Origin of the sequence: Acutalibacter sp. 1XD8-33 (assembly GCF_003612555.1) — a bacterium.
Taxonomy (GTDB): domain Bacteria; phylum Bacillota; class Clostridia; order Oscillospirales; family Acutalibacteraceae; genus Acutalibacter.
In genome coordinates, this window is sequence record NZ_RAZF01000020.1 from 26,351 (window position 1) to 51,132 (window position 24,782).

At 57.0% G+C, this 24,782-nt stretch carries 20 protein-coding genes; 6 read left to right on the forward strand and 14 right to left on the reverse strand.

Translation table 11 applies throughout. The annotated features are described in order from the left end of the window. Positions 1-20 precede the first annotated feature (20 nt). Positions 21-1,388: a DUF2130 domain-containing protein gene (locus tag D7X94_RS12405; protein WP_120428002.1), complete on the forward strand. Its 1,368-nt coding sequence runs from the start codon at positions 21-23 to the stop codon at positions 1,386-1,388. Between the two features lie 52 nt (positions 1,389-1,440). Further along, the gene (locus D7X94_RS12410) at positions 1,441-2,730 is read left to right on the forward strand and encodes a Gfo/Idh/MocA family protein (protein ID WP_120428003.1); all 1,290 of its coding nucleotides are present in this window, start codon (positions 1,441-1,443) and stop codon (positions 2,728-2,730) included. A 179-nt stretch (positions 2,731-2,909) separates the two neighbouring features. On the opposite strand, the gene D7X94_RS12415 is transcribed toward D7X94_RS12410, so the two are convergent. The 5 genes from D7X94_RS12415 to D7X94_RS12435 all read right to left on the reverse strand — a co-directional run bounded on the left by D7X94_RS12415 (position 2,910) and on the right by D7X94_RS12435 (position 8,534). Next, on the reverse strand, positions 2,910-5,348 hold the full coding sequence (locus D7X94_RS12415; RefSeq protein ID WP_120428004.1) for an ATP-dependent Clp protease ATP-binding subunit: 2,439 nt from the start codon (positions 5,346-5,348) through the stop codon (positions 2,910-2,912). A gap of 389 nt (positions 5,349-5,737) precedes the next feature. After that, the gene (locus tag D7X94_RS12420) at positions 5,738-6,793 is read right to left on the reverse strand and encodes a protein arginine kinase (protein ID WP_120428005.1); all 1,056 of its coding nucleotides are present in this window, start codon (positions 6,791-6,793) and stop codon (positions 5,738-5,740) included. A 39-nt stretch (positions 6,794-6,832) separates the two neighbouring features. Beyond that, a complete protein-coding gene (locus D7X94_RS12425) occupies positions 6,833-7,369 on the reverse strand; it encodes a UvrB/UvrC motif-containing protein (RefSeq protein WP_120428022.1) in 537 nt (178 codons plus the stop codon). 16 nt (positions 7,370-7,385) lie between these two features. After that, entirely contained in the window at positions 7,386-8,072 is a 687-nt protein-coding gene (locus tag D7X94_RS12430; RefSeq protein WP_120428006.1) for a hypothetical protein, read from the reverse strand. A gap of 9 nt (positions 8,073-8,081) precedes the next feature. Beyond that, entirely contained in the window at positions 8,082-8,534 is a 453-nt protein-coding gene (locus D7X94_RS12435; protein WP_120428007.1) for a CtsR family transcriptional regulator, read from the reverse strand. A gap of 239 nt (positions 8,535-8,773) precedes the next feature. Here D7X94_RS12435 and D7X94_RS19540 point away from each other — a divergent pair, with 239 nt between their 5' ends. After that, the gene (locus D7X94_RS19540; protein WP_279221787.1) at positions 8,774-8,908 is read left to right on the forward strand and encodes a hypothetical protein; all 135 of its coding nucleotides are present in this window, start codon (positions 8,774-8,776) and stop codon (positions 8,906-8,908) included. 116 nt (positions 8,909-9,024) lie between these two features. Here the strand turns inward: D7X94_RS19540 and D7X94_RS12440 are convergent, their stop codons facing one another. From D7X94_RS12440 to D7X94_RS12470, 7 genes are all read right to left on the reverse strand, one after another. Then, positions 9,025-10,455, reverse strand: coding sequence for an MBL fold metallo-hydrolase (locus tag D7X94_RS12440; RefSeq protein ID WP_120428008.1), 1,431 nt, complete (start codon positions 10,453-10,455; stop codon positions 9,025-9,027). An 18-nt stretch (positions 10,456-10,473) separates the two neighbouring features. Beyond that, the gene (locus D7X94_RS12445; protein ID WP_120428009.1) at positions 10,474-11,682 is read right to left on the reverse strand and encodes an enolase C-terminal domain-like protein; all 1,209 of its coding nucleotides are present in this window, start codon (positions 11,680-11,682) and stop codon (positions 10,474-10,476) included. A 12-nt stretch (positions 11,683-11,694) separates the two neighbouring features. After that, on the reverse strand, positions 11,695-12,546 hold the full coding sequence (locus tag D7X94_RS12450; protein WP_120428010.1) for an SDR family NAD(P)-dependent oxidoreductase: 852 nt from the start codon (positions 12,544-12,546) through the stop codon (positions 11,695-11,697). 190 nt (positions 12,547-12,736) lie between these two features. Further along, positions 12,737-13,762, reverse strand: coding sequence for a lactonase family protein (locus D7X94_RS12455; RefSeq protein WP_120428011.1), 1,026 nt, complete (start codon positions 13,760-13,762; stop codon positions 12,737-12,739). Between the two features lie 393 nt (positions 13,763-14,155). Then, a complete protein-coding gene (locus tag D7X94_RS12460; protein ID WP_120428012.1) occupies positions 14,156-15,856 on the reverse strand; it encodes an extracellular solute-binding protein in 1,701 nt (566 codons plus the stop codon). 282 nt (positions 15,857-16,138) lie between these two features. Then, entirely contained in the window at positions 16,139-17,029 is an 891-nt protein-coding gene (locus D7X94_RS12465) for a carbohydrate ABC transporter permease (protein WP_120428013.1), read from the reverse strand. Positions 17,030-17,044: 15 nt separating this feature from the next. Continuing rightward, positions 17,045-17,983 (reverse strand): ABC transporter permease, encoded by a 939-nt coding sequence (locus D7X94_RS12470; protein WP_120428014.1) that lies wholly within the window; start codon positions 17,981-17,983, stop codon positions 17,045-17,047. A 277-nt stretch (positions 17,984-18,260) separates the two neighbouring features. Here D7X94_RS12470 and D7X94_RS12475 point away from each other — a divergent pair, with 277 nt between their 5' ends. Beyond that, a complete protein-coding gene (locus D7X94_RS12475; RefSeq protein ID WP_158591016.1) occupies positions 18,261-20,036 on the forward strand; it encodes a sensor histidine kinase in 1,776 nt (591 codons plus the stop codon). On the opposite strand, the gene D7X94_RS12480 is transcribed toward D7X94_RS12475, so the two are convergent. Together D7X94_RS12480 and D7X94_RS12485 are read right to left on the reverse strand one after the other, a co-directional pair. Next, positions 20,011-21,045, reverse strand: coding sequence for a response regulator transcription factor (locus D7X94_RS12480; protein ID WP_147401725.1), 1,035 nt, complete (start codon positions 21,043-21,045; stop codon positions 20,011-20,013). The two genes, D7X94_RS12475 and D7X94_RS12480, sit on opposite strands and share 26 nt — an antisense overlap. A 98-nt stretch (positions 21,046-21,143) precedes the next feature. Then, entirely contained in the window at positions 21,144-22,523 is a 1,380-nt protein-coding gene (locus tag D7X94_RS12485) for a glycosyl hydrolase family 28 protein (protein WP_120428017.1), read from the reverse strand. A gap of 1,403 nt (positions 22,524-23,926) precedes the next feature. Between D7X94_RS12485 and D7X94_RS12495 the strand changes: the two genes are divergently transcribed. Together D7X94_RS12495 and D7X94_RS12500 are read left to right on the forward strand one after the other, a co-directional pair. After that, complete coding sequence (locus D7X94_RS12495) at positions 23,927-24,268, forward strand: transposase (protein ID WP_120428018.1); 342 nt, start codon at positions 23,927-23,929, stop codon at positions 24,266-24,268. Then, positions 24,265-24,782: IS3 family transposase (locus tag D7X94_RS12500; protein WP_147401726.1), on the forward strand; the 518-nt coding region annotated here is incomplete at its 3' end. The genes D7X94_RS12495 and D7X94_RS12500, both read left to right, overlap by 4 nt.

Sequence of the window (24,782 nt, forward strand, 5' to 3'; positions counted from 1 at the left end):
CGCCGGGCAAGGAGACGCGTATGCAGGAAATTAAGTGTCCAAACTGCGGCAAGGTGTTTCAGGTAGACGAGGCGGGTTATGCCCAGATCGTCCAACAGGTACGAGGCAGGGAGTTTGAGAAGGAGCTGGCCGGAAGAGAACAGGCTCTGGCGGAACAGCACTGCCAGAATCTAAAAATCGCCCAAACCAGCCATGAACAGGCTCTGATAGAAGTCCGCGCCGAAAACGCCAAGGCTCTGGCGGAAAAAGACCAGCTTATCATCCGGCTCAATGAGCAGCTGAAGCAGACCGGCACAGAAAAGGACCTGGCCGTTACCCAGGCTGTCACTGAAAAGGACCGGGAGCGGGTGGATGCTCTGGCAAAAAAAGAGGCGGAGTTGGCAGCGCGGGAAAAGCGCATCCTAGAGCTGGAAAACCAGCTCCAGCAGACCGGCGCCGAGAAAGAACTGGCCGTTACCCATGCCGTCACTGAAAAGGAGCGGGAGCTTGCCAGCCAGAAAGAACAGCTTCTTACCCTGCGGGGCGAGCTGGAGCGGGAACAGTCTGAGAGCCAGCTGAAAGAGAAAGCTCTCAAGGAGCAGTATGAGGCTCAGTTAAAGGCCAAGGACCAGCAAATCGAGTATTATAAAGATTTTAAGGTCCGGCAGTCTACCAAAATGGTCGGCGAGAGCTTGGAGCAGCATTGCCAGAACCAGTTCAACCAGCTGCGCATGGCGGCTTTCCCCAACGCCTATTTTGAGAAGGATAACGACGCCCGCACCGGCAGCAAGGGGGATTTCATCTTCCGGGAGAGCGAGGACGGAACCGAGTTCATCTCCATCATGTTTGAAATGAAAAACGAGATGGACGAGACCGCTACCAAGCACAAGAACGAGGACTTCTTCAAGGAGCTGGATAAGGACCGCCGGGAAAAGGGATGCGAATACGCGGTGCTGGTCTCCATGCTGGAGGCGGACAGCGAGCTATATAACGGCGGCATTGTGGATGTATCCTACCGGTACGAAAAGATGTACGTGATCCGGCCCCAGTTCTTTATCCCCACCATCTCCATGCTGCGCAACGCCGCCCGTAATTCCCTGAAATACCGGCGGGAGCTCCGGGAGATACGAAACCAGCAAATCGATGTGGAAAACTTTGAGGCCGCCATGAACGATTTCAAGGACAAATTCGGCAGAAACTACCGGCTGGCCAGCGAGCGTTTTCAGGCGGCTATCAAGGAGATCGACAATTCCATCGACCATTTGCAGAAGATCAAGGACAACCTGCTGGGGTCCGAGCGCAACCTGCGCCTGGCAAATGACAAGGCCGAGGATCTGAGCATCAAAAAGCTGACCAAAAACTCCCCTTCTGTGCGGGCGATGTTCCAGGAGGCAGGCCAAGATTCATAAGCGGCCTTCCGTTTCGCCGCAACCAATACTCAAACGAAGGATGATATACACTATGAAAGCGCCCATTACCTTTGCCATCGCCGGCTTTGGGGACCGGGGCAGCACCTACGCCTCCATGCAGGAGCTGTTCCCCGGCCGCATGAAAGTTGTGGCGGTGGCGGACCTGAATCCGGACAAAGTGAAGAAAGCCAAGGAGCTCTATGGAATCCCGGAGGAAAACTGTTTTCAATGCGCTGAGGAAATGCTGGCAAAGCCCCGGCTGGCAGATGTGGCAATCATCTCCACCATGGACAGGCAGCACGTTGGCCACGCCCTCCCCGCCCTGGAGCAGGGTTACCATGTGCTCATGGAAAAGCCCATTTCCCCAGATCTTCAAAAATGCCGGGAAATTTTAGCCGCGGCGGCCGCCCATCCCCATCAGCATGTGATTCTCTGTCATGTGCTGCGCTACACCAAGTTTTACAATACGCTGAAAGAGATTATTGACAGCGGGAAGATAGGCGATGTGGTTTCCATCTGCGCCAATGAAAACGTGGGATATTGGCACCAGGCCCACTCCTTTGTGCGGGGCAACTGGCGGAACTCCGACGAAACCAGCCCCATGATTCTACAAAAGTCCTGCCATGATATGGACATTCTCACCTGGCTGGTGGGGAAAAAATGCAAGTCTGTGTCCTCCATCGGCGGAATCCATCTGTTCAAGCCCGAATGCGCTCCCGAAGGCTCCACTCCCTACTGCCTGGGCGGCTGCAAAGTAAAGGACAACTGTATTTTTGACGCGGAGAAGATCTATATCACCGGGGAAAAAACCGGATTGCTCCACGGCGGGAACTGGATCAGCTCCATCCTCAGCGTAGAAAACACTGTAGAGTCCACCTATGCCGCTTTGAAAGACGGTCCCTATGGCCGGTGTGTGTTCCACTGTGACAACAACGTGGTAGACCACCAACAGACCAACCTTTTGATGGAGGACGGATCCACCATCAGCTTTACGATGTGCGCTTTTACTGAAAATTGCTACCGCTATTTCAAGGCCATGGGCACAAAGGGCGAGATAGAGGCGGATATGAAGTCCAACACCATCCGGCTCCGGGTTTTCGGCCAGGGCGAGGAGGTTCTCGACCTAAACACCACCAAGGATCTCAAGGGCCACGGCGGCGGCGACAGTGGAATTATCGCCGATTTTCTGGACATGCTGATCGACGGCGCGCCGCCCACCGAGCGCACCACCACCCTGGAAAGCTCCATGGAAAGCCACTATATCGCGCTGGCAGCGGAGGAATCCCGTCTGAACGGCGGCGAACGGATCGATCTGGACGCTTTCCGGGCCCGGCATAGTTAACGCGGATTCCGCTTTCGCTGGCGAGTATGTGGCGTCTCGGCTTTCTTGCCAGTTTTATAAACAGAATAGGGCAGGACAAAAAAGCAGGCGGATTCTCTCCGCCTGCTCTTTTAAGGACATCCTATCTGGAATGCCACTCCACTTTTTTCATAAGGGACAGAAGAAGCGCGCTTTTGGGGTCAACGCTCCACAAAGCTGAAGGCCTCATCCTGGTAGAGGCATTGATAGCGCTTGCCTGAAACAATCTCTCCTTCCAGCAGCTTTTCAGAAGCCAAATCCTCGATCCGGCTCTGAATCACCCGGCGCAGGGGCCGCGCCCCATAGACCGGATCGTAGCCTAATTTTGCCACGGCGGCTATCGTCTCCGGCGCAAACTCTACTTCCACTCCTAGCTCCCGCAGCTTGCCTTGCAGAGCCTCCAGCATCTTTCCAGCGATTTTCGCCGTGTCCTCCTCCGTCAGCTTATGGAACACGGTGATATCGTCCACGCGGTTGAGAAACTCCGGCTTAAACAGGTTCTTCAGCTCACCCATCACCGTCTCTTTGATCTTCTCAAAGTCCCGCTGGCCACTGTTCCCGCTGCCAGCAAAGCCTAAAGAGCTCTGCTTTTCCATAATCAGCCTGGCTCCCACGTTGGATGTCATAATGATAACCGTGTTTTTAAAATCCACTGTTTTGCCCTGGGAATCCGTCACCCGGCCGTCCTCCAGAATCTGCAGGAGGATATTGAACACGTCCGGATGGGCCTTCTCGATCTCGTCAAAGAGCACCACGGAATAGGGTTTCCGGCGCACCGCCTCAGTAAGCTGCCCTCCCTCGTCGAAGCCCACATAGCCGGGAGGGGACCCCACCAGACGGGATACTGTGTGTTTCTCCATATATTCCGACATATCGAAGCGCACCATGGCCTTTTCGTCTCCGAACATGGCCTCGGCCAGGGCCTTGCACAGCTCGGTTTTGCCCACGCCTGTGGGACCCAGGAAAATGAAGGAGCCGATGGGCCGGTTCTTATCTTTTAATCCTACACGTCCCCGGCGGATAGCCTTGGCAATGGCGGAAACGGCCTCGTCCTGACCAACTACCCGGCGGTGCAGAGTTTCCTCCAGCTTCAGCAGGCGCTGGCTCTCCTCCTCCGTAAGCTGCGTGACGGGCACCCCGGTCCACATGGAAACAATATCCGCGATATCCTCCGCCGTGACCACGCTGTCGCTGCGTTCATTCTTTGCAGCCCACTCATCCCGGGCCTTTTCCAGTTCCTCCTGGAGCTCCTTCTGCTTATCCCGAAGAGCCGCCGCTCGCTCGAAATCCTGGGAGTTTACCGCCGCGGCCTTATCCCCCTCCAAATCCTTGATCTGCTTTTCCATATTCTGTAAGCTGTCCGGAGCGGTGAAGGCCCGCAGACGTACCCGGGAGGCTGCCTCATCCACCAGGTCGATGGCCTTATCCGGAAGGTATCGGTCAGAGATATACCGGGCGGAGAGCTTCACGGCGGCGTCAATGGCCTCGTCGGTAATCTTCACCTTATGATGGGCTTCATACCGGTCTTTAAGCCCCTGCAAAATCTGCCCGGCCTCCTCCTGGGTGGGCTCCCCCACGTTCACCGGCTGGAACCGGCGCTCCAGGGCCGCGTCCTTTTCAATATGCTTGCGGTACTCGTTGATGGTGGTGGCGCCGATCACCTGGAAATCCCCCCGAGCCAGGGCGGGCTTGAGGATATTGGCCGCGTCTGTAGAGCCCTCCGCCGAGCCCGCGCCGATGATGGTGTGGAGCTCGTCGATAAAGAGGATGATGTCCCCGTCGTTCTTCACCTCGTCGATGGCAGACTTGATCCGCTCCTCGAAGTCGCCCCGGTACTTGGTTCCCGCCACCATACCGGTAAGATCCAGGGAGACCAGCCGCTTCTTTTTCAGAATCTCCGGCACATCGCCTGTGTTGATTTTCAGGGCCAAACCCTCGGCCACAGCCGTCTTGCCCACCCCGGGCTCGCCGATGAGTACCGGGTTATTCTTTGTGCGCCGGGAGAGGATCTGGATCACCCGCTGGATCTCCTCAGAGCGGCCGATCACCGGGTCGATCTTTCCCTGGGCGGCCAGCTCCGTCAGGTCCCGGCCAAACTGCTCCAGGGCCTTGCCGGATTTCTTCTGGCCTGCCTCTCCCTCATGATTTCCCGCGAAGGAGGCGCTGCTCACCATGGAGGAGAGCTCCCGCACCACCCGGTCCGGGTCCACACCCAGGATCTTCAGAAAGCGCATGGCATAGCAGCTCTCGTCCTGCATAATAGCGATCAAAATGTGCTCAGTGCCTACGTAGGCGTTGTTCAGCCTTGCCCCCGCCATGGCCGCGACCTGTAGAATCTGTTTGGTGCGGGGAGTGAAGTTCTCCGGGGTGAGGCTGGTCTTTTCCCCATAGCCGATCCGCTCCCGCAGGAGCTTTTCATAGCCCTCGGCGGTAACGCCCAGCTTGTTCAGCACGGTATAGGCCACGCCGCTGCCCTCTTTCAGCAGACCCAGCATGAGATGCTCACTGCCGATGTAGTCGTGGCCCAGCTCCTGGGCGGATTCCACCGCCAGATTCAGAGCCTGATTTGCCTTTTCCGTAAAACCGTTGAAGCGGTACATAAAATCACTCCTTTTAGAAATTTACAGACCTTGGGGACGCCGTCCCCAAACCCCTGCAACCTTTGAAAAGGTTGACGAAACTTTTACCCTGCTTCCTCACTTCGTTCGTCGCAGACATTTTACGTTTTCTGGCTGAGCTGACCAACGTAAAAGTTTTGCAGACTTCGCTCTGCGAAGTCTTAGCTTTCTTCAAAAGCTCGTGGGAGTTTGAGGGGTGAGCGTTCTGCCGGATACTTGGCAAAGCCAAGTATTGCAGACAAGCTGCGAACCGACCGAAGCGGGGAAGCTCCCCCAGTGGGGAAGAGTTCATGCAAGCATGAACTCTCCCGACCGAGTCGGCAGACGAGACCAGCTGAGACCCAACGCCCCACAGTCTTAGTATGCCCGTTTTATTCCCCCATCCGCAGGGGCTCCAGCGCTTCCCGCAGGAGCTTTGCCCGCAGCTGGTCCCGTTCGCCCTCGCTTAGCTTTCGTCCTGCGGAAGTCATTAGCGTAGCCGGTTGAACCTTTACCGAAAGGGCATTCATGGTTCCCAAGTCCACATCGGCCAGCAGCCCTTGCGCGATTCCCAGCCGTACCAGCGACAGTAGCTCCGCCGCCTCGCCACCGGACAACAGCCGGGCGGATTTCAAGGTCCCCGCCGCCCGTGTGATTTTGTCCTGCCAGGCCAAGGAGCCGCCCATCTCCTGGCGAAGCCTCCGCTCCTCGTTCATCAGCTGCCCGGCGATGGCGGAGAGGTTCTCAATGGCCTGGTTCTCGCTGAGCCCCAAGGTGATCTGGTTGGACAGCTGGTACAGGTCCCCCACGGCCCGGGTCCCCTCCCCAAAGGCTCCCCGCAGGGTGAGCCCCAGCTTGGAGAGATTGGCCCCCATCCGGGCCATGCCGCCGCTCTCTGTCAAGGCAGGCAGATGGAGCATCACAGAGGCCCGCATTCCCGTGCCCAGGTTGGTGGGGCACTGGGTCAGGTAGCCGAATTCCTGGTCAAAGGCGAAGTCCAGGTTTTCGCCCAGCAGCGTGTCAATACGGTCGGCGGTCTCGGCGGCCTCCTTCAGGGCCATCCCCTCCCGGAGCACCTGGATCCGCACATGGTCCTCCTCGTTAATCATAATGGCTATGCTCTCATCCTCTGAAACCAGCACCGCTTTACCCTGGCGGTCCGCGATGAACCCCGGGCTCACGATGTGCCGTTCCACCAGAGAGGCCGCCGCCTCGTTGGTAAGCTCCTCCAGCTGCAAAAAACGAAACTCCCGGGAGAGGACGCTGTTGCCGTTCAGCAGAGCGCCCCGCACCTCTTGGACTACCTTTTCCTTTTGCGCGGCGTTGGCCCTGGCCGGAAAGGGCTCCCGGCGCAGATTTCGGGCCAGCCGCACCCGGGTGCTGGCGGTCACATCCGGGCTCTCCCCAGCCTTCTCATACCATTTTTTTGCTTGGTTCGTCTCTGCCATACTTCATCCATCCTTTCTCTGCAAACGGGGAAAGCTCCTCTATTCCAACCCGTTTTTCGCCTTGAGTTCTTTGATTTGGTCCCGCAGCAGAGCTGCGTTTTCAAAGTCCTGCAGCTGGATTGCCTCCTGCATCAGGCGCTCCTTCTCCCGAAGCTCCGCCTCCGCCGGCTTTTCCTGGCGGGGGCTGGCTACCATCTGATGGTTGGGGTCCGACACCCGCAGGGCCGAGCCCCCCGGAGACTTCCCCTTGTGCCGGGCCGCGCCATGAATCCGTTGGATCACTGGCAGCAGCTGGGCCCGGAAGGTCTGATAGCACTCTCCGCACCCAATCTGGCCAGTCTGGGAAATCTCCCCAAAGCTGGCCCCGCAGCCGGGGCAGCGCTTTACCTCTGCCGCCGGAACCTCTCTCAGCAGCCCGCCCAGCAGACTGCCAAAGCCGCCCCAGTCTCCCAAAATGTGGCCATAGCCCTGTTTCTTCGCGCATTGGGCGCAGAGATGGGTTTCCGTAAGCTGTCCGTTCACCATGGACTTGATGTGGGTTGTAGCGGCCCGCTGACCGCAGGATTGACACAACATATAGCGCACCTCCAAATTATGATTCTATATCTGGAATATCTTCCTTCTCTTTACTCCGCTTTACGGCGTCCCGCAGGACGCTTCGGTAGTCATCATAGGCATAGTCCTGATTCCACGCGTCTCCCTGGCGCATGGACAGGTAGATCCTCTGGAAATGCTCCTCCCCCGTCAGGGTAAAGGACCCGTTGAAGGAGAGCAGCGGGTCCTCGCAACCGGCGCCTACCTGGAAATCCCCGTACAGGCTGTCGAAGCGCTCCTTCGCCCAGACAAAAGCCTGCGCGGCCTCTTCCAGCCGGTCCGGGCTGTCCAACCCGCCAAGGCACACCTCAAAATGCCTGTCATAATGATTGTAGCTGGCATATTTCCACTCAAATCCCAGCTCGGTCAATTTCTCCTCCAGAGCGGTATAGAAGCCCTGGGCCGCCAGCCACTCCTCCAAATAGTGCTCGATGATCTGGAACTTCCCTTTGGAGCCGGGGGCCGTCCAGGCGGGAAACTGGGTGCCGTCCCCGGCCAGAACCTGATGGACCGCGCCTTCGCTCTGCCCGGTACAGGAAAATTCCATTTGGGGGTATTTTTCCCCCAGTCGCTCCAGCAGGGCCCTGTCCTGGTCCTTGTGGAATCCCTTGAACACCCATCCGCCGCCCCTGCACCCTGAGAGCAGGAGCGCCACGGCCAAAGCCAGCAGGAATACCCGTCTCATCTTTCCCGCCTAGGCCCTGGTGGCCAGCAGCATATTTTTCACGATCATGGCCCGTACCGTGTCTCGGAGCTCTCCCGGCACAGCCACCAGTGCCTTCTCCGAAGCAGCCGCCTGAATCAGTTCCGCAGAGCGCTGGTCTAGCACCCCGCTTTGGAGCATATTCCCCAATATGGCCCGAGTGGTGGCCCCGTCCAAAGAACTGCCTATTCCGTTTACAATATGCATAATCATATCCGTGGTGGAGAGCTTCAGCCGGGTGATCCGCACATAGCCTCCGCCTCCCCGGCGGCTCTCCACCAAGAACCCCTGTTCCGGCGTAAACCGGGAGGTAAGCACATAGTTGATCTGGCTGGGCACACAACCCAGCACATTAGCCAATTCATTGCGCTGAATCTCCGCAATCCCCCCGGCCTGATTCAAAAGCTCCAGAATATAATTTGCCACGCTGTCGCTGATCCGCATCTCTGTCCCTCCATGGTTTGTCTTTGACTTTCTTTGACTTTAAGTTTACTCAGTTTATAACAAACTGTCAAGGTCAAATAAGATCAAATTCTACTGTTCCAGCCCCTAATAAAGGTTATTTCCTCTTCTTTTCTCTCTTATTCTCTCTCAATCGCTTTTTCCAAAAAAGATTTTTTCAGCTGTCACAGTTTTTCTACCAGGGAATAGTATGGAATGTAAACGAAAGGAGGCGTTCCCAAATGTGTAACAACGGTTGCTCTTGGATCTTCATCATCATCCTGCTCCTGCTGTGCTGCGGCGGCTGCGGCAACGGCTTCAACAGCATCGGCAACGACTGCGGCTGCGGCAATGGCTGCAACAACGGCTGCTGCTAAGTCTGTCTGAAGCGTCCCCTAGTCCCCTAGCGGGCGCAATTTGGGTACGAAAAGAGGGTGCTGCTTTTCAGCAGCACCCTCAATTTATTTATATGCGTTTTTTTCTTGTGCAGTTCTTACGGCCGGAAGGCAAAATACATTCCCGCGCTGCCATGGCTGCAATAGTGCTCCTTTGCGGCCATGATCTCCTCTTTGCTGATTTCTCCCGAGAGGATCTTCTGGCAGAGGGTGAGCATATCCTCCACCACTCTGGGACGGATCGGATTGAAATATGCAGATTTTCTCCCGTTGAAGTCCGGCTGATGGCGCATATCGCAGCCGTTCTCCTGGAGGACATGTCCCCCCAGCCAGGCGTAATCCTTCAGTCTGGGCAGATGTTTTGCGAAACGCTCCAGATTATCCCGGTAGGTCTCGATGTAGGGAAGCATCTGGTCCTCCGGGCAGATCATCAGGGCAATATAGCCGGAACCGATGGCGTCGCCGGTGCACAGCAGCTTGTGGAAGTCGTCCGCGAACACCACAGAGTCCGGGGTGTGTCCTCCCAGCTCCAGGGTTTCAACCACCACTCCGCCGCCCAGATCGATCTTGGTCCCCTCCTCGATGGGGACCAGCTCCGGCCATTGACTCCCCTGGCTGAACGCCGCCGGGAATTTCTCCGGATGCTCCCGGAGTCGGGCAATATCGTTTTTATGCAGATAAATTTTGGAGAAACGCTCCGCTTTATGCATATGGTCTCCATGGGGATGGGTAACGGCCACCTCCACAGGCAGGCGGGTCAGCCGCCGGACAAGCCCAGGCAGGTCCCCCTGGCCCATGCCGGTGTCGACCAGCAGCGCCTTTTCCTTCCCCTCGATCAGGTAGCATGTGGAGGTGAAAAAGTCGTCGATCCTCCACACGCCCGGCTGAAGATTGTACACCTGGAACTGGCGCTTTCGGTCCTGCTCCACCAGCCATTTCACAGTTTCTCCGCCGGCAAAAGCCCAATCCCAGGCGGCTTGACCGTCCAGCCCTTCCGGCACATCCAGGCAGGAGATGTTTTCGCCTCCAACCACCCGGATGCCCATAACGGTGCGTTCCACGTCCGCGTAGACCTTCCCGGCTCGTACCTGGCAGTCCTGCCCGGCCAGGGCATAGGCCCGCAGAGGCACCTGGCTCAATTGGCGGGCCTCATAGGGATCCGCATGGCCGCCCACCACGCAGACCGCTGAAAACCACTGGGGGAAATGGGCCCCCAGCCGCCAGACCGCGTCCCCGCAGGCGGCAGTACCTGTCAAAGAGATCCGAGTTTCCTCCACCTGCTCGCAGTTTTTCCAGGCGAAGATCAAGTCGCCCAGATCCTCTTCCCAGGCATCCATGCTCCCTTCCGGCAGAACCACCGCCGCCAGAATGGCTCCCGTCTCGCCCTCTGCCATCTGCTCCAGGCGCCGCTCTGCCGCCGCCTCGCTCTCCGCCAGACAGAGCGCCAGAGGCTGTTTCTCCTCCGCTTTCTCTCCCTGCCATACCCAGGAAAGCTCCTGATTTTTTCCCGCTTTCTTCCAGTTTTCCACTGAGAATCCTCCCTTCTATTAGGGCCGCACGGCCGTGCCGTCGGTGGTCCTGGCCAGAAGCCATCCCGGCTCCCGATAGGAGCAGGGATACTTGGCGGCCTTTTCCTCGTCGATATCCACACCCAGACCTGGCTTGTCGTTGGCGTAGAGGTAGCCGTCCCGCACCTGAGGACATCCGGGGAATACCTCCTGCTCCTCCTCCGAGAAGCCCGCGAACTCCTGGATGCCGAAATTGGGGCTGGCCAGATCCAGATGCAGCTGCGCCGCCGCCCCCACCGGGGACAGGTCTCCGGGGCCGTGCCAGGCCGTGCGCACCCCAAAGGCCTCGCACAGAATTGCCAGCTTCCGGGCCGGGGTCAGTCCGCCGATCTGGCTCAGATGCACCCGGATGTAGTCGATGAGCCCCTTGGCCACCAGCTCCCGCCACTCCAGGGGGTTGTTGAACAGCTCGCCCATTGCGATGGGCACCGCCGTTTGGGCCCGCATGGCCTGGAACCACTGGATTTGCTCCGGGGGCAGGGCGTCCTCCAGGAAGAACAGCCGGTAAGGCTCCAGCTGCTTTGCCAGACCGATGGCCTGGATGGGCGTCAGCCGCTCGTGGACGTCGTGGAGCAGTTCGATCTCATACCCCAGTTTGTCCCGCAGGTGGGCAAAGAGCTTCACCACTCCCTCGCAGTACTGATGCGCGTCGTAGTAGGCGCCGGGCTTGCTGTTCTCCGGGGAGACGATCCGTTGCTTCCCCTTGCCCATCTGGCCCCCGTAGACCCCCATCTGGCACCGGAGATAGCGGTAGCCCTGCTCCATATACTTGCAGACGTTCTCCTCCACCTCTTCTGGGGTGGCTCCGTCCGTGTGCCGGTATACCGCCGCGGCCTGACGGCATTTCCCGCCGAACAGGTCGTATACCGGCATGTTCGCCATTTTGCCCTTGATGTCCCATAATGCCTCGTCCACGCCGGAGAGGGCGTTATTCAGCACCGGGCCGTTCCGCCAATAGGAGCTTCCCATGGCCGTCTGCCAGATGTCCTCAATGTCCTCCACGTTCCGGCCCTCCAGAAGGGGCTTGAGGTACTCGTTCACCGCCGTGGCAACAGCCTCATAGCGCTGGGTGAAGGTGGCGCAGCCCAGGCCGTAGAGCCCCGGCTCGCTGGTCTCCACCTTGACCACCACCAGATCAATGCCCCGGGGGGCGGTGAGGATGGTCTTGATGTTCCGAATGGTTACCATATGATCTCTCCTTTACTCGTCTGAATTCAATACACTCTCCGCGTATTTGGATGCGGCCCGGCCCCAGCAGCCGGGGTCCTCCCCCGCCGGCACATGCTCCGGCATTCCGGGGAGGATCAGGCCCCCGTCCACCTTGACGGTCATGCCAGTGATGTAGGAGGCCTTCTCTGAGGCCAGAAAGGCCACCGCCTCCCCGATATCCTCCGGCGTGCCGCAGCGTCCCAGAGGGATTTTTTCCCCCAAAACACTCCAAAAATCCGGCCTGCCCTCTGCCTCCAGCTCCTCCTTGGTACGGATCCGGGTCGCGCCGGGGGCCACGTTGTTCACCCGGATGCCATAGGGGGCCAGATCCAGGGCGATGGACTGAATCGCCCGGTTCAGCCCGGCCTTCAGCCCGCCGTAGAGGAAGTCCCCCGCATAGGCCCGCTCCCCCCGGGTGGAGGTGATGTTCACAAGGCTCCCATGCACCCTGTGCTTCACCATATGCCGGGCGGCGGCCTGCATCATCAAAATGTAATTCTGGAAGTCCAGCCGGAACAGCAGCTCGAACACCTCCGGCGTCATATCCAAAATGTTCTCGAAGCGGGTGACCCCGGCGTTGTTCACCAGCAGGTCCAGGCCGCCCAGGGCCTCCACGCTTTTTTCCAGCAGCTCCACCCCGGCTCCTGGCTGCTCCAGAGAGGCCTGAAAGCAGAAGCACTCTCCGCCGTACTCTTTTTTGAGGGACTCCGCAACCGCCTCCCCCTCCGCCTGCTTGGTGGAATAGGAGATGGCCAGATCATAGCCCTCTCTTGCCAGAACTCTCGCGATTCCCCTGCCGATGCCCCGGCTGGCCCCGGTGACAATGGCCTTTTTTCGTTCCATACACAAATCCTCCTAAGAATATAGCTTCTAGAGCGTGTTCACACAAGTTGAGTACCCGGATTTTCGAGGGGATTTTGAACAGGTTCAAGGAGAAAAAACGCAGGCAATCTCGGAATTGGCAAGTTTTTTTGACACAGAAACTGCCAAAATCCACCGAAAAGGCGAGTACGATTACTTGTGTAAACAGGCTCTAAATCTCCGCCCCTCTGAACTTCACGCAGGAGACCGTCGGAAAGGCCAGCTCCGCCGCCTTCTCCCCCAGCGCTCCCGTGGCCTTGTCCAGGGGGAACACCACGACGCTCCCGGACGACTGATTGGCCGCCGCCAGGAATTCCCCGTCCGGGCTGATGTGAAAACTCCTGGGCTCCTTCCCCCCGCTGGAGAAAACCCCTGCAGGCTCCAGAGCGCCGTTCTCCCGCCAGCGGAAGCAGAAAATCCGATCCGTGCCCCGCACCGAGACATAGAGCCAGTCTCCCTCCGGCGTAAAATGAATGTCCGCCGCCAGAGAGCCCTCTGTCTCCGGCTGGCTGATATCGTACTCCCCAAAAAACTCGATGGCCTCCTCCGCGCCCCGATACCGGAAGCCGTACAGGGTCTTTTCCAACTCGTTCACCAGATAGAGCCAGTTCCCGCTGGGATGGAAGGCGAAGTGCCGGGGCCCCTGGCCGGGGGCGACGGATACCCAGGGCTGGGCCTCATTGGGGCTGAGCTCCCCCTTCTCCCCGATCCGGTAGCGAAAGAGCCTGTCCTGGCCCAGGTCGGCCACCAGCAGCTCCCGGCCGTCCGGCGAGGGCAGCGAGGAGTGCACATGGGCCTTTTCCTGGCGCACAGGATTAGCGCTGTGACCCTGATGCTCATAAAACGCGCACACCGCTCCGCTGTCCTTGTCCAGACCCGTCAGCGTGCCGCCCGCGTATCCAGCCACGTACAGAAAGCCCTTGTGGCTGCACACATGGCAGAGCCCGGACCCGGGCACGGAAAACCGCTGGATTTCCCCGCCCAGAGGCTCCAGGGGAATCTTCACCACCGAGGCCTGGCCCTTCCGCTCCTCCACGCCGTAGAGCCAGTCCCCCACCGGCAGCACATAGGAGGAATTCACAAGGCCGGACCAGCTGTGGACCTTTTTCAGGCCCGTGCCGTCCAGTTCCAGAAGCGCCGCGCCCTCTCCCGGCTGGCTGGCCGTGTATCCGCTGGCGAAGAGTTGATATTGTTTCATGGCTGCTACCTTCCTTTCAGGCCTGGATATAGGGAAAGCCGGCCCGCAGTGCGCAAACACACAGGGGCCGGCTCACGCCTATTGTCCCAGTTTATTTTATTTTGGTCAGTATATCACACCAGGACAAAAAATGCAATGCTTTCCTTTCGTTGGGAGTGCCTAAAGCGAAGAGTTATTGAGAGATACGGAGTGGCCTCCGCCGCCACAGACCGGCGGCTACGGCAAGGTCGTGGGGCTCCGCGCCCCACACCCACGCCAGCGTAAGGCCCGCTGGACCGGCCAAAGCTGTCCAGGGAAAAAGTTTCGTCAACCTTTTTAAAGGTTGCGGGGTTTTCAGGGGTGGAACCCCTGAACCGCCGGAGGCCAAAACATCGTCCCCCAAAACATTCCCCTTTAGTTGGCGTTCAGCTCGTCCAGGAGAGGCTGCACCAGCTGCATCTTCTCCTTCACCCAGGCGTTCCAGTTGGCCTCCAGGTCGCCCTCCTTCAGGATCAGCTGGGCGTACTCCTCGTCCAGGCTCATGTTGGCCTGGGTCTTGGTCCGGGAGCTGAAGAACTCGTAGTCGTACTCTCTGGGCAGCAGGCTGCTGTCGTCGCTGATCTCATCCCGGAGCTGGTAGAACTTCTTGATGGTGTCCCGGGTCTCCTTGGTGTAGTTGGGAGTGACGAACTGGAAGTCGTCGCCCAGAATCACGCCGCCGAACTGGGTGTCCGCGCTGGGATACTTGCTGCCCAGGATGGACTTGGCGTTGCCGGTGATCTCGTTGGGCAGCAGGCTCACATACTCGCCGTCGGCATCTCTCTCCCAGTCCTCGCCCTCAAAGCCCATGTTGCAGACCTCCTGGCCCTCGGGAGTGGAGCAGAAGTCCAGAATGTCCATGGCGCGCTCGAACTGCTCGTCGGTGATGTCGGGGGAGAAGATGATGGAGCCGTAGAAGTTCATATCCTGGCGGTAGTAGTACTTGCCGTCCTCGCCCACCAGCTGGGCAATGTGCAGGGCCTTCTCAGGATCCAGGCCCAGGTTGGTCTGCAGGCCGTGCTGCATCCGGCTCTGGATCATGTAGCCCATGCCGTCGTCCAGCACGATGCCGGCGGTGCCGCCGATGTAGAATTTCTCGGTGCCCTCAAAGCGGGTCAGGGTGTAGAACTCGGGATCCAGCAGGCCGCTCTGGTACAGGTTCTGGTACTTCTTCAGACCCTCCAGGGTGCGGGGATCCGCAGGAGCCCACTGGAACTTGCCGTCCGCGTCCTTGTAGTAGCCGTCGCCGATGTTGATGGACTCGGGGAACACGGTGCCGGGATAGATCTTGGGCACGTCATAGGTCCGGATGCTGATGGGAACCAGCTGGCTGCCCACCTTGCCGGGATCCTGCTCCTTGAACTTCTTGGCGATCTCCTCCAGCTCGGAGGGGCTGTAGGTGTCCTTGATCTCCACATCGCAGGCCTCCATCCAGTCCTTGCGCATGTAGAGCAGGGCGTGGTAGCTCAGGCGCTCGGCGGGACGGTTGTTCACGAAGATGGAGCGGAACAGCACATAAGTGCCGCCCAGGTTCTCCTCCGCCACAGCCGCGCCGGGAACAAAGGCCTGGGTCTTAGCCACGTTGGGCCAGCGCTCCTTCCAGTCGTCGGGGAAGCGGTAGACGGCCTCCTGGCGGGCGTAGTCGGCCAGCTCGCCATAGTTGAAGCCCCAGTGAGCCACGTCGGGCATGTCTCCGGAGTTAATCCAGATGCGCAGGCGCTCGTTCCAGTCGGAATCGTCCATGGTGGCGGCGGTCAGGTCGAACTTCACGTTGAACTTGTCCTGCCAGAATTGGCCCCAGGCGTCGCCGTCATAGTTGATCTCCTGGCCGGTGATGCCCTCTTTGTACCAGGAGAGTTCCACCTGATTCTCATAGCCGCTGTCATTGGTCTCCTGCTCAGAGGCCTCGCTGCTGGACTCGTCGGAGCTGGTCTCCTGGGAGGAGGAGCTCTCAGAGGAAGAGGAGGAGGAGCTCTGGGAGGAGCTGCTCTCGCTGTTGTTCCCGCCGCAGGCGGCCGTGCTCAGCGCCAGAAGGCCAGCCAGAAGCAGGGGAAGAATTCGTTTCGCAAGTTTCATTTTTCTAGTCCTTTCCTTTCTCATATTTTTCTCGGGATTCTCTCATGGATTCTCTCGGTTTGGGGCCCCACCTCCTTTCAGAACCAAAATTTTACGCTATTACCTCTGCAACAAACAACAGGAAACACTATGTCGGGACTACGTCCCGAAGGGGCCTAACGGCCCATAAAAGTACGGTTAAAGCCTCCGGCGGCTTAGGGGCTTTGCCCCTAAGAACCCTTACCAGGTGCCTAACGCACCTGGACCGCGCAATGCTTCCTACAGTTAAATACGGGGGTAATATTATGCCTTCACCGCGCCAATCATTACGCCCTGGGCAAAATGCTTTTGCAGGAAGGGGAACACGCACATCACCGGCAGAATGGTAACGATGACCGCCGCCATTTTTACGCCCATGTCGAAGTTCTGCATGGCCTCCATGGCCGCCGCGCTGGTCACGTTGTTCACGATACTGGACTCCATCACAATGGACCGCAGAACCAGCTGCAGGGGCTGCAGATCGCTGTTGCGGATGAAGATCAGGGCGTTGTACCATTCGTTCCACCTGTCTACCAGATAGAACAGGGTCAAGGTGGCGATAATGGGTTTAGAGAGGGGCAGGATAATATGGAAGAGCACCCGCCACTCCCCCGCGCCGTCCAGCCGGGCGGACTCAATAAGGGAGTCCGGCAGAGACTGGAAGTAGCTGCGCATGATCACAAAATAGAACACGTTCACAGACCCCGCCAGCAGCACAGACCACAAATGGTTTGTCAGACCCATCTCTTTCATCTGTAGATAGAGAGGGATAATGCCGCCGTTGAAGAGCATGGTAAACAGGATGCCCCCAATGATGATCTTTTTGCCCGGATAGCTGCCCCGGCTGGTGCCATAGGCCAGCACCATGGTGAGCAACATGTTCAGGGGCACGCCCATCAGCACAATCAGGAAGGAGGTGCGGAAGCCCGTCCAGATCCGGTAGTCGTTCAAAAGCATCTCATAGCTGCGGAAGGTGGGGTTGGTGGGGAACAGCATGAGGGGGTTGTCCACATACTCCTTCTGGGTGGCAAAGGAGATGGAGACCGCGTTCACAAAGGGAATGATGATGATCAGCAGCCATATGGTCAGCAGAGTGAATACGAACACGTCCACCCCGTCGATCTTCCGTTTTTTTCCAGCTATTTCACGCTTCATAAGTAATCTCCTTTCTCATGCGAACAGTCCGCTGCCGCCCAGGGCCTTGGCCCCCCGGTCCGCAGCCACCAGGAACGCGCAGTTCACAACCGAACGGAACAGGCTGACGGCGGTGGAAAATCCGAAGTCCGGCGTGGAGCCGAAGGAAATGTTGTAGATGTACATGTCCAGGATCTCCGAGACATCCTTCACCGCCGGGTTGGACAGGTTGAACACCTGATCGAAGCCGCCGGACATCAGATTGCCCATCTGCAGCACGAACATCACGGAGATGGTGGGCAGAATGTTTGGGATAGTGATGCGGAAGATCTTCTGCAGGCGGGAGGCTCCGTCCAGGTCCGCCGCCTCGTACTGGTCCACGTCTATGCCAGAGATGGCCGCCATGTAGATGATGGCTCCCCACCCGGCGGACTTCCAATCCTCCGTTATGTACAGAAGAGGCTGGAACATTTTGGCGCTGCCCATGAAGTTCACGGTCTCCCCGCCAAAGGCCGCGATGACACTGTTCACCAGGCCGTCATAGGAGAGGATGTTGATGACAATGCTGGCCACGATGACCCAGGAGAGAAACTGGGGAAAGGTAAGCACCGTCTGCACCACCTTCTTGTAGCGCTTCAGCCGCAGCTCGTTAAAGAGCAGGGCCAAGATGATGGGGATGGGGAACTGGAACAGCAGCCTGCCCGCGTTGATCCACAGGGTGGTGCCCACCGACCGCAGGAACGACGGGTCCCGGAATACGTACTGAAAATTCTCCATGCCGCACCAGTGGCTCCCCCAGATTCCCAGCTTAGTGCTGTATTCTTTAAAAGCCAGCTGCAAACCCGACATGGGCCCATAGGCGAATATGATAAACCACGCGATGCCAGGCAGCATGATCATATAGATCGCCTTGTTTTTCCATATTTCTTTGAATACCGAATCTTTCTTTTTTACCGTTTCCGCCCTGCCCTTCATTTCTCAGAACCCCTTTCCTTTGTTTCCAGAGAAGTCATTGTACGCTTTATACAAAGCTCGCTCTGCTTCTCCCTAAAACTCATAGCATTATGATAACAGAACCAAAACATTTTTCACAGCAACAATGTTTTGCTCTACTATAACAAAATTTATTTTCACTATGGATTTCTCTCTTTTTTATTTCTTTTTATGCAATTCGTTAATTCTGTCTCTTTCCCTTTTGTCTTTCTTCCTGTATACTGATAGAAAATCCAATTCATTCCATGGAGGAATTCCTATGGGGAAAAAACTGCGGGGGCTTTCCACCACGCAAATGCTTCGAATTTTTCTGGCAATGATGCTTCTTTTTGTAACCGCGCTGTCCTCGGTCACCTTTCTCTTCGCCTACCGCTTTTCTGAGCGCCAGTTTGCAAAATCCTTCCAGGCCTTTTCCCAAAACATCGAAACACAGCTGGACGCTCAGTTTGAGGGTATCGAAAAATCCATCCGGCAGTTCACCTATTTCTCTAATATGCAGGAAATCCTTTTCAGCAAGGACCCCATCGTCTACCTGCAAAACATCTCTGGCTGCAACCAGCTGCTGGATTATCTCCGGCAGTCCTCTCCCCTGATTGCTGAAATCATGATCGACAGCCCCTTCGGGCACTCCTTCTTTTCCGGCTCCACAGGGAAATACCAATATAAGCAGTTGGTAGAAACGATCCGGGAAGAATCCCCCGGGTTCTCTGGACCCTTTTTCCGCACACTGCCCGATGACTCCTCCCCTCTGCCTCAGCTAATCTACTGCTTCCGGGTAAACAATACCCAGCGCCGGGGATTTCTGCTGGAAGAATACGCAATCGGCGTGGCCCGTGTTAACGTGAACCAGCTGATTAACCTGAAAGGCGCGGGAGACTATGAAAACGAGATCAAGGCCCTGCTCTATCAAGACGATGTGGTATACACCAGCCGGGATGCCTCCCCGGAAGAGCTGGCTATGCTTCAAGAGTATGACCAGCACGAACTTCTTTCCGGCAGCGTGGAGTATATCCGCCATGCGGTCCCTCTCAAGGATATGAATCTGACCATGATCGATCTGGTTCCCAAAAACAGTCTGCTTCGGGACATTCACGCCACACGAAATATCCTGTTGCTGGCAATGCTGGTGGTTTGTCTGCTGCTGGCGGTTTTCACCGAGCTGATTGTCCATGAGATCTCCAACCCCATCAAACAGCTGGTAACCGACATGCAGAGGATTCAACAGGGAAAGAAGCGCCGCATGGCTCTGCCGGGGTTGAAGGACCTCCGCTATGTGGCGTATACCGTAAATGAAACGCTGGAGGTACTGGAGGCCGCCAGCCTGCGCCAGCAAGAGATGTCCCTGCGCCTATATCAGACCACCCTCGCGCAGAAGCAGGCCCAGCTGAATGCCTACCGCAACCAGATCAACCCCCATTTCCTCTTTAACACATTAGAGAGTATGCGCAGCATGGCCCGCCACTACAAGGCGCCTATGTTGGAGGCCATGCTCACCTCCCTGGCCGCCCTTTTCCGCTACAGCTTGCGCAGTGAAATCATCGTGTCTCTGGAAAAGGAGCTGGCCCACACCCGGCACTATTTCACTGTGATGGATATGCGGGCCCCCCAGCGCTATGAACTGCGGGTGCATGTTTCTGATGAGGCCCGGACCCAAAACATCCTCTCCATGATTCTTCAGCCGTTGATTGAGAACTCCATTCAGCATGGCTTCATCCAGAAAAAAGGGCCCTGCATCATTTTGATACAGGGCCGAAAAAATCCGGATGGCTCCCTCTCTCTCGCTGTCACGGACAATGGCAGGGGAATGTCGCAAAACGACCTGCTCCAGCTCCGCCACGCCCTGACAGAGAAGGGCAACGCCGCCCAAAACGAGCATATTGGCCTGGATAATGTGGTTCAGCGGCTGCGGCTATTTTACGGAGAAGGGTTTCGCTTTTCCATCCGCTCCATGCAGGGGCATTTCATGACAGTGCAATTTCAAATCCCCCATAGCCCACCTGGCCTGCATCCTACTCCCGGCAACTTTCCGGCGTGATCCCCTGGTATTTTTTGAAGAGCTTGCCAAAATAGCTGTAATTGTTAAACCCCACTTGCTCGGAAATTTCTTGAAGCCGTTTATCCGTGGCGCGGATTAAATAGGCCGCGTAGTTGACCCGTACCAGCTGGATAAAGCGCATCACCGGCACTCCCGCTCCCCGCTTGAACAGCACGCAGAAATAGGGCTCTGAAAAATGGTAGTGCTGGGCTATCTGTCCTAGAATCAGGTCCTCGCCCATGTTTTCGCACAGATACAGCTGAATCTCCCCCACCAGGTCCTTGGCAGAAAAGTGGAACCGGCATTGCAGCGCGTACCAGGCCTCCTTCAAAAGCACGGGGAGGTTCTCCTCCACAGAGGCATGGGCCTGGCTCACGCCCCAGCCCTCTCGGCAGGGAAAGGCGGCCAGGGCGGAGCGGGCGTCGTTGGACAGAACCAGAAAGCTCTTTCCCGCCCCCTTCACGGACAGGGGCAGCAGCTGGACCCCCTCCCAGGGCTCCAGGGATATGTCCGGGTCCTCGTGCAGGCAGAGAAAGCCGCCGGTATAGCGCCGGAATTCCTTCTCCCAGGCCGCCGCTTTCTTCAGGGTCAGCTCCGGCGGGTCCTGCCAGTCCAGCTGGGGAAGAGCGTTCCGCCCTTTCAGGTGCTTTCGGAGAATCCCCGCCACCTTGCCAATCTCCTCCGGGTCGTAGGGCTTCAGCACATAGCCGCACACGTCCAGCAGAATGGCCTGCTGGGCCGCCTTGAAGTCCTCGTAGGCGCTGATGAGGACGAACTCGCAGCCGATTCCCCTCTGGCGGGCCATGGAGATCAGCTCCACTCCAGAGATTCCCGGCATGCGGATATCGGTAAACACCACGTCTGGCTGATTTTCACATAGAAACGCAAAGGCTTCCTGGGGATCGGTGAACCGTCCCTCAATGGAAAATCCCGCAGCCTGCCAGTCGATTACCTCGGCCAACCCCTCCAGCGCCCAAGGCTCGTCGTCGATCATCACTGTTCTCCACATGCCCTTCACCTTTCTTTCCTTAATTTCCGGCAAAAGCAAGACAAAACATCAGAACCGGCTTTTGCCTTTTCCGATGCTTTGCCCGCTTCCTTTTTTACTTAAAACGGATTTCTCGCCGAATAGGTTTTCCCGCCAAAATGCAGATTATGGGCCAGCTCCACCACCATGCGCATCTCATTGGGAGAATGCATCTCCTGGCCTAGAATTACTACGTTGTCAAAGTAGAAATCCTGCGGCCTGCTCATTTCGGTTGCCATCTCGAAGCCCCGGATGATGGAAACCGGGAACTGGCCGTTGAGGATCTCTACGTTCTTGAAGTATATCTTCTCCACCCGGCCCCGCTTTCTATCCAGAGAATATTTGGAGTCCAGCACCTTGATGTCGATGAACTTCTCCTGGGCGTCCTCAATGCGGATGTCCTCGTAGACGATGTCGTGGATGTAGGGCCTGTCCGCGTTGTGGATGGTGAGCACGCCGCCGGATTGGTTTCCTTCATACTCGCAATGGACGATGTCGATGTCCTTGAATACGATATCGCAGACCTCGTCACAGCGCACCTCGTAGCCGATCTCCACCGCATTACCCGGCTCGGCGTTCCACAGCACGCAGTGCTCCACTCGGATGTCCCGCACGTCCCGGTTGGCCGCCGGGTCGGGATAGCTGGCCGCCTTGATGCACACGCAGTCGTCGGAGGCCCGGATGAAGGAGTTGCGCAGGGTCACATGCTCGCAGCCCACGATGTCGATGCCGTCGCCTGTGCACACCCGGGACATGATGTTCACGTCCTCGATCTCCACGTTTTTGCAGGCGCCGGGCACCAGATGCCAGGAGCCGCCGTCCACCATAGTGACGCCCTGGATCTTGACATTGTTGCACAGCACAATGCGCATCAAGGGCTTGCCGCCGCCGTTCTCCTCCTTGGGATGCCACACACAGCCGTTTAGAATGCCGTTGCCCAGGATCTGGACGCCGTCGGCGATGTAGGCATCCAGGCAGCCGAACACCATGCAGCCCTCCTCCAGATAGACCGTCTCCCCGGCCTTCACATGGAGCACGCCCACATTGTAGATCTTGCCGCTCTCAAAGAGATGGTCCACCTTTTCGGGCTTGGGCACCCAGTGGGAGCACAGGATGTACAGGGGGGTTTTCAGGTCGCCGTCCAGCTCCAGGGTGAGCTTCTGGGGATGGTCCAGGGTAAAGGAGAGCTTGTTCCCCTCCCGCTGGGGCACGATTCCGGCCTTTGCGGGCCGGACCACCGCCTCCAGAAACTCCTTCTGCACCTGGACCTCCACCTGGATGGGAGAATCGTCCCGAACCACGGGAATAACGTAGTCGAAGCTGTCCGTGTGGTAGACTGTCTGAGGCTGTCCGTTACACACCACCGTATACAGGGAGGACTGCTCCACCTGATCCCAGGTGTTCACCTGGAACAGGGGCTCCTGAATTCTGGCCGGATGGGGATTGTACCTTACTGCCATAAACTTTCACTCCTCTTCTTGTAGGGGGCCGCCACATTCCTATATTGATAGGCCCCCAATATTCAAGAAAAGTATAGCATTCAAACCCCTTTCAGAACAGTAACAATCCTTTTATTCACTCCTACAATATTAAGCAGGTTGACCAATTTCGTTCTATTAGTGAAATATTTCTCAGCGTTTTGAGATAAGTTCTTTCCCTATTTGGAATTGGAGACGGAAATGACAACCTATTTTCAGAAGAGAATTTGAAAAAATTTTTAATTTCTGCTTTTCGCTTTTAAAAACAAAGCACCACCTGATTCTCAAATGAGAAACAGGCGGCTATATCAATCCTCGTCTTCTGTTGCGAAACCATTGTATGGGAAATCAGGAAAAACTGATATTGTGAACTCCAAAAGACAAAAAGCCCTTTGAGAAAAGAATTTCTCCTTTCTCAAAGGGGAATTCGACAAACCGGAATTGTTACTTTATCACTTTTGTATTTCTGTCAATGCTTTTTGAATATCCTTATAAACCAGCGGCTGCATACTATCATCGTAATCACCTATAACCTTTCATAAATCAGCGTATTCTGATTTGGTTTATATAACAACCTCTGGATATTTGCCGTTACAGAGCCATTTATTGGGATTTCGACCCTGTTTTCCGGGAACCGCGGAATTATCACACCTATTTTAACTTGTGCTCTTGAAAGCCCGGAATCCCTTGAAACGACCGGCATTGCCGGTCGTCGTGACCCGGAGGTGGGGAGCATAGCAATCCCACCTCCTTTCTCCTGCTTGCTTTTCGACCTTGCCCATACCGCCCCAAAACCTGTGATTCTGAGGCTTGCCCAAACTGGCCCACATTGGCCCGACACGGCCTGCGCTGGTGCTGGGCGGGGCTTTCCCGTCTCACAGTCCTGCAAGCCCCCCGACACGTGGGGCCTCACAGGGGCTATCAGGAGCCGACAGGCGGCAATGAGTGGCAAAGAAAAAGCGCACCGCGATATACGATGCACTCAGGGCTGGCATTCTTTTTTCCATCAAGCGTGGGTACTGGTGGCTCCGGCATAGGGGCCGGAGTTGGTGTATCCGCTGGTATGGAAGTGGGAGTTGCTTTCACGGTAACTGTCAGAGTGGCATCAGAGTCGGTGTTAGACTGCTTTGGCGCAGGCGTGGGGTCTGCTGCCTTTGGTTGTTCGATGGGGTCTTCACCTTGCATGTCGGTATCTTCTAAACTGGAAATGGGCGCCTGTGAACTTGCAAGTTTCGTATGGGGAGAAGTGGTTTGACTTTCGTTTTCAGCTTTAATGACAGATTATTTGATTGTTGATACAATCGGTTTGATGTGGTACAAAAAAAGTAGACACCTCCAACTCACGGAAAAGGAGTAAAATAACGAGAGTAAGGAAGGTGGATAAAATGGCGCGGGAACAAAGGAAATATGAGAAGGAGTACAAGGTGCAGGCAGTAAAGCTGACGGAGGAGATCGGAGCGGGAAAGGCAGCGAAGGAACTGGGTATACCTGTGGATACGCTGTACGGGTGGCAGAAAGCGGTGCGGGAGGGACGGCTGGAGGCAGGCCCCGGCACCCGAGGTCCTGGCGAGGCCATGAGCTTGGCAGAGGAGTTGACGGCGCTGCGCAAGCAGGTAAAAGCTCAGGAGCGGGAAATCCGGCGGCTAAAGGAAGAGAACGAGTTTTTGGCGGAGGCCAGCGCTTTTTTCGCCGCGAGCCGTCGGAAGTCAGCAAGGAACAGCGAATGAGGTTTCTTGCGCAAAAGACGGACGGCGGCAAGAATAAGGGGAAGATTTCGCTGTATTGCCGGGTCTTGGAAGTGAGCCGGCAGAGGTTTTATCCGTATCTTTCCCAGCAGAATCGGCCCTGGAAGTACCAGGGCCTGGCGGATGCCATGCGGGAGATCCATGACGAGGATGTCTGCAATGACACCTATGGGCGCAAGCGGATGTACCATGCACTGCTGCTGAAGCAGCCAGAGGGTGTCGCCATCCCCAGTGAGCGGACGGTTTACCGGGTGATGAAAGAGATCAGCCTGGTCCACCATCCGAAACGCAAGCCCAACGGCATCACCAAGGCAGACCGGGAAGCCAGAAAGTCGGATGACCTGCTGAAACGGGACTTTTCAGCGGACAAGCCTCTGGAAAAGTGCGTCACCGACATCACTGAGTTGAAAGCGAAGGATGGAAAGCTGTATGTCTCAGCCATCTTCGACTGCTTTGATCTCACCGTCCTGGGCCTGGTCATGGATGACAACATGAG

What these genes read in the sequence shown, in the direction of transcription:
- D7X94_RS12455 (WP_120428011.1), bottom strand. Translation starts at nt 13,762, where the DNA reads ATGAAACAATATCAACTCTTCGCCAGCGGATACACGGCCAGCCAGCCG.
- D7X94_RS12445 (WP_120428009.1), bottom strand. Translation starts at nt 11,682, where the DNA reads ATGGTAACCATTCGGAACATCAAGACCATCCTCACCGCCCCCCGGGGC.
- D7X94_RS12425 (WP_120428022.1), bottom strand. Translation starts at nt 7,369, where the DNA reads ATGTTGTGTCAATCCTGCGGTCAGCGGGCCGCTACAACCCACATCAAG.
- D7X94_RS12495 (WP_120428018.1), top strand. Translation starts at nt 23,927, where the DNA reads ATGGCGCGGGAACAAAGGAAATATGAGAAGGAGTACAAGGTGCAGGCA.
- D7X94_RS12430 (WP_120428006.1), bottom strand. Translation starts at nt 8,072, where the DNA reads ATGAGACGGGTATTCCTGCTGGCTTTGGCCGTGGCGCTCCTGCTCTCA.
- D7X94_RS19540 (WP_279221787.1), top strand. Translation starts at nt 8,774, where the DNA reads ATGTGTAACAACGGTTGCTCTTGGATCTTCATCATCATCCTGCTCCTG.
- D7X94_RS12475 (WP_158591016.1), top strand. Translation starts at nt 18,261, where the DNA reads ATGGGGAAAAAACTGCGGGGGCTTTCCACCACGCAAATGCTTCGAATT.
- D7X94_RS12435 (WP_120428007.1), bottom strand. Translation starts at nt 8,534, where the DNA reads ATGCGGATCAGCGACAGCGTGGCAAATTATATTCTGGAGCTTTTGAAT.
- D7X94_RS12485 (WP_120428017.1), bottom strand. Translation starts at nt 22,523, where the DNA reads ATGGCAGTAAGGTACAATCCCCATCCGGCCAGAATTCAGGAGCCCCTG.
- D7X94_RS12480 (WP_147401725.1), bottom strand. Translation starts at nt 21,045, where the DNA reads ATGTGGAGAACAGTGATGATCGACGACGAGCCTTGGGCGCTGGAGGGG.
- D7X94_RS12460 (WP_120428012.1), bottom strand. Translation starts at nt 15,856, where the DNA reads ATGAAACTTGCGAAACGAATTCTTCCCCTGCTTCTGGCTGGCCTTCTG.
- D7X94_RS12420 (WP_120428005.1), bottom strand. Translation starts at nt 6,793, where the DNA reads ATGGCAGAGACGAACCAAGCAAAAAAATGGTATGAGAAGGCTGGGGAG.
- D7X94_RS12415 (WP_120428004.1), bottom strand. Translation starts at nt 5,348, where the DNA reads ATGTACCGCTTCAACGGTTTTACGGAAAAGGCAAATCAGGCTCTGAAT.
- D7X94_RS12470 (WP_120428014.1), bottom strand. Translation starts at nt 17,983, where the DNA reads ATGAAGGGCAGGGCGGAAACGGTAAAAAAGAAAGATTCGGTATTCAAA.
- D7X94_RS12405 (WP_120428002.1), top strand. Translation starts at nt 21, where the DNA reads ATGCAGGAAATTAAGTGTCCAAACTGCGGCAAGGTGTTTCAGGTAGAC.
- D7X94_RS12465 (WP_120428013.1), bottom strand. Translation starts at nt 17,029, where the DNA reads ATGAAGCGTGAAATAGCTGGAAAAAAACGGAAGATCGACGGGGTGGAC.
- D7X94_RS12450 (WP_120428010.1), bottom strand. Translation starts at nt 12,546, where the DNA reads ATGGAACGAAAAAAGGCCATTGTCACCGGGGCCAGCCGGGGCATCGGC.
- D7X94_RS12410 (WP_120428003.1), top strand. Translation starts at nt 1,441, where the DNA reads ATGAAAGCGCCCATTACCTTTGCCATCGCCGGCTTTGGGGACCGGGGC.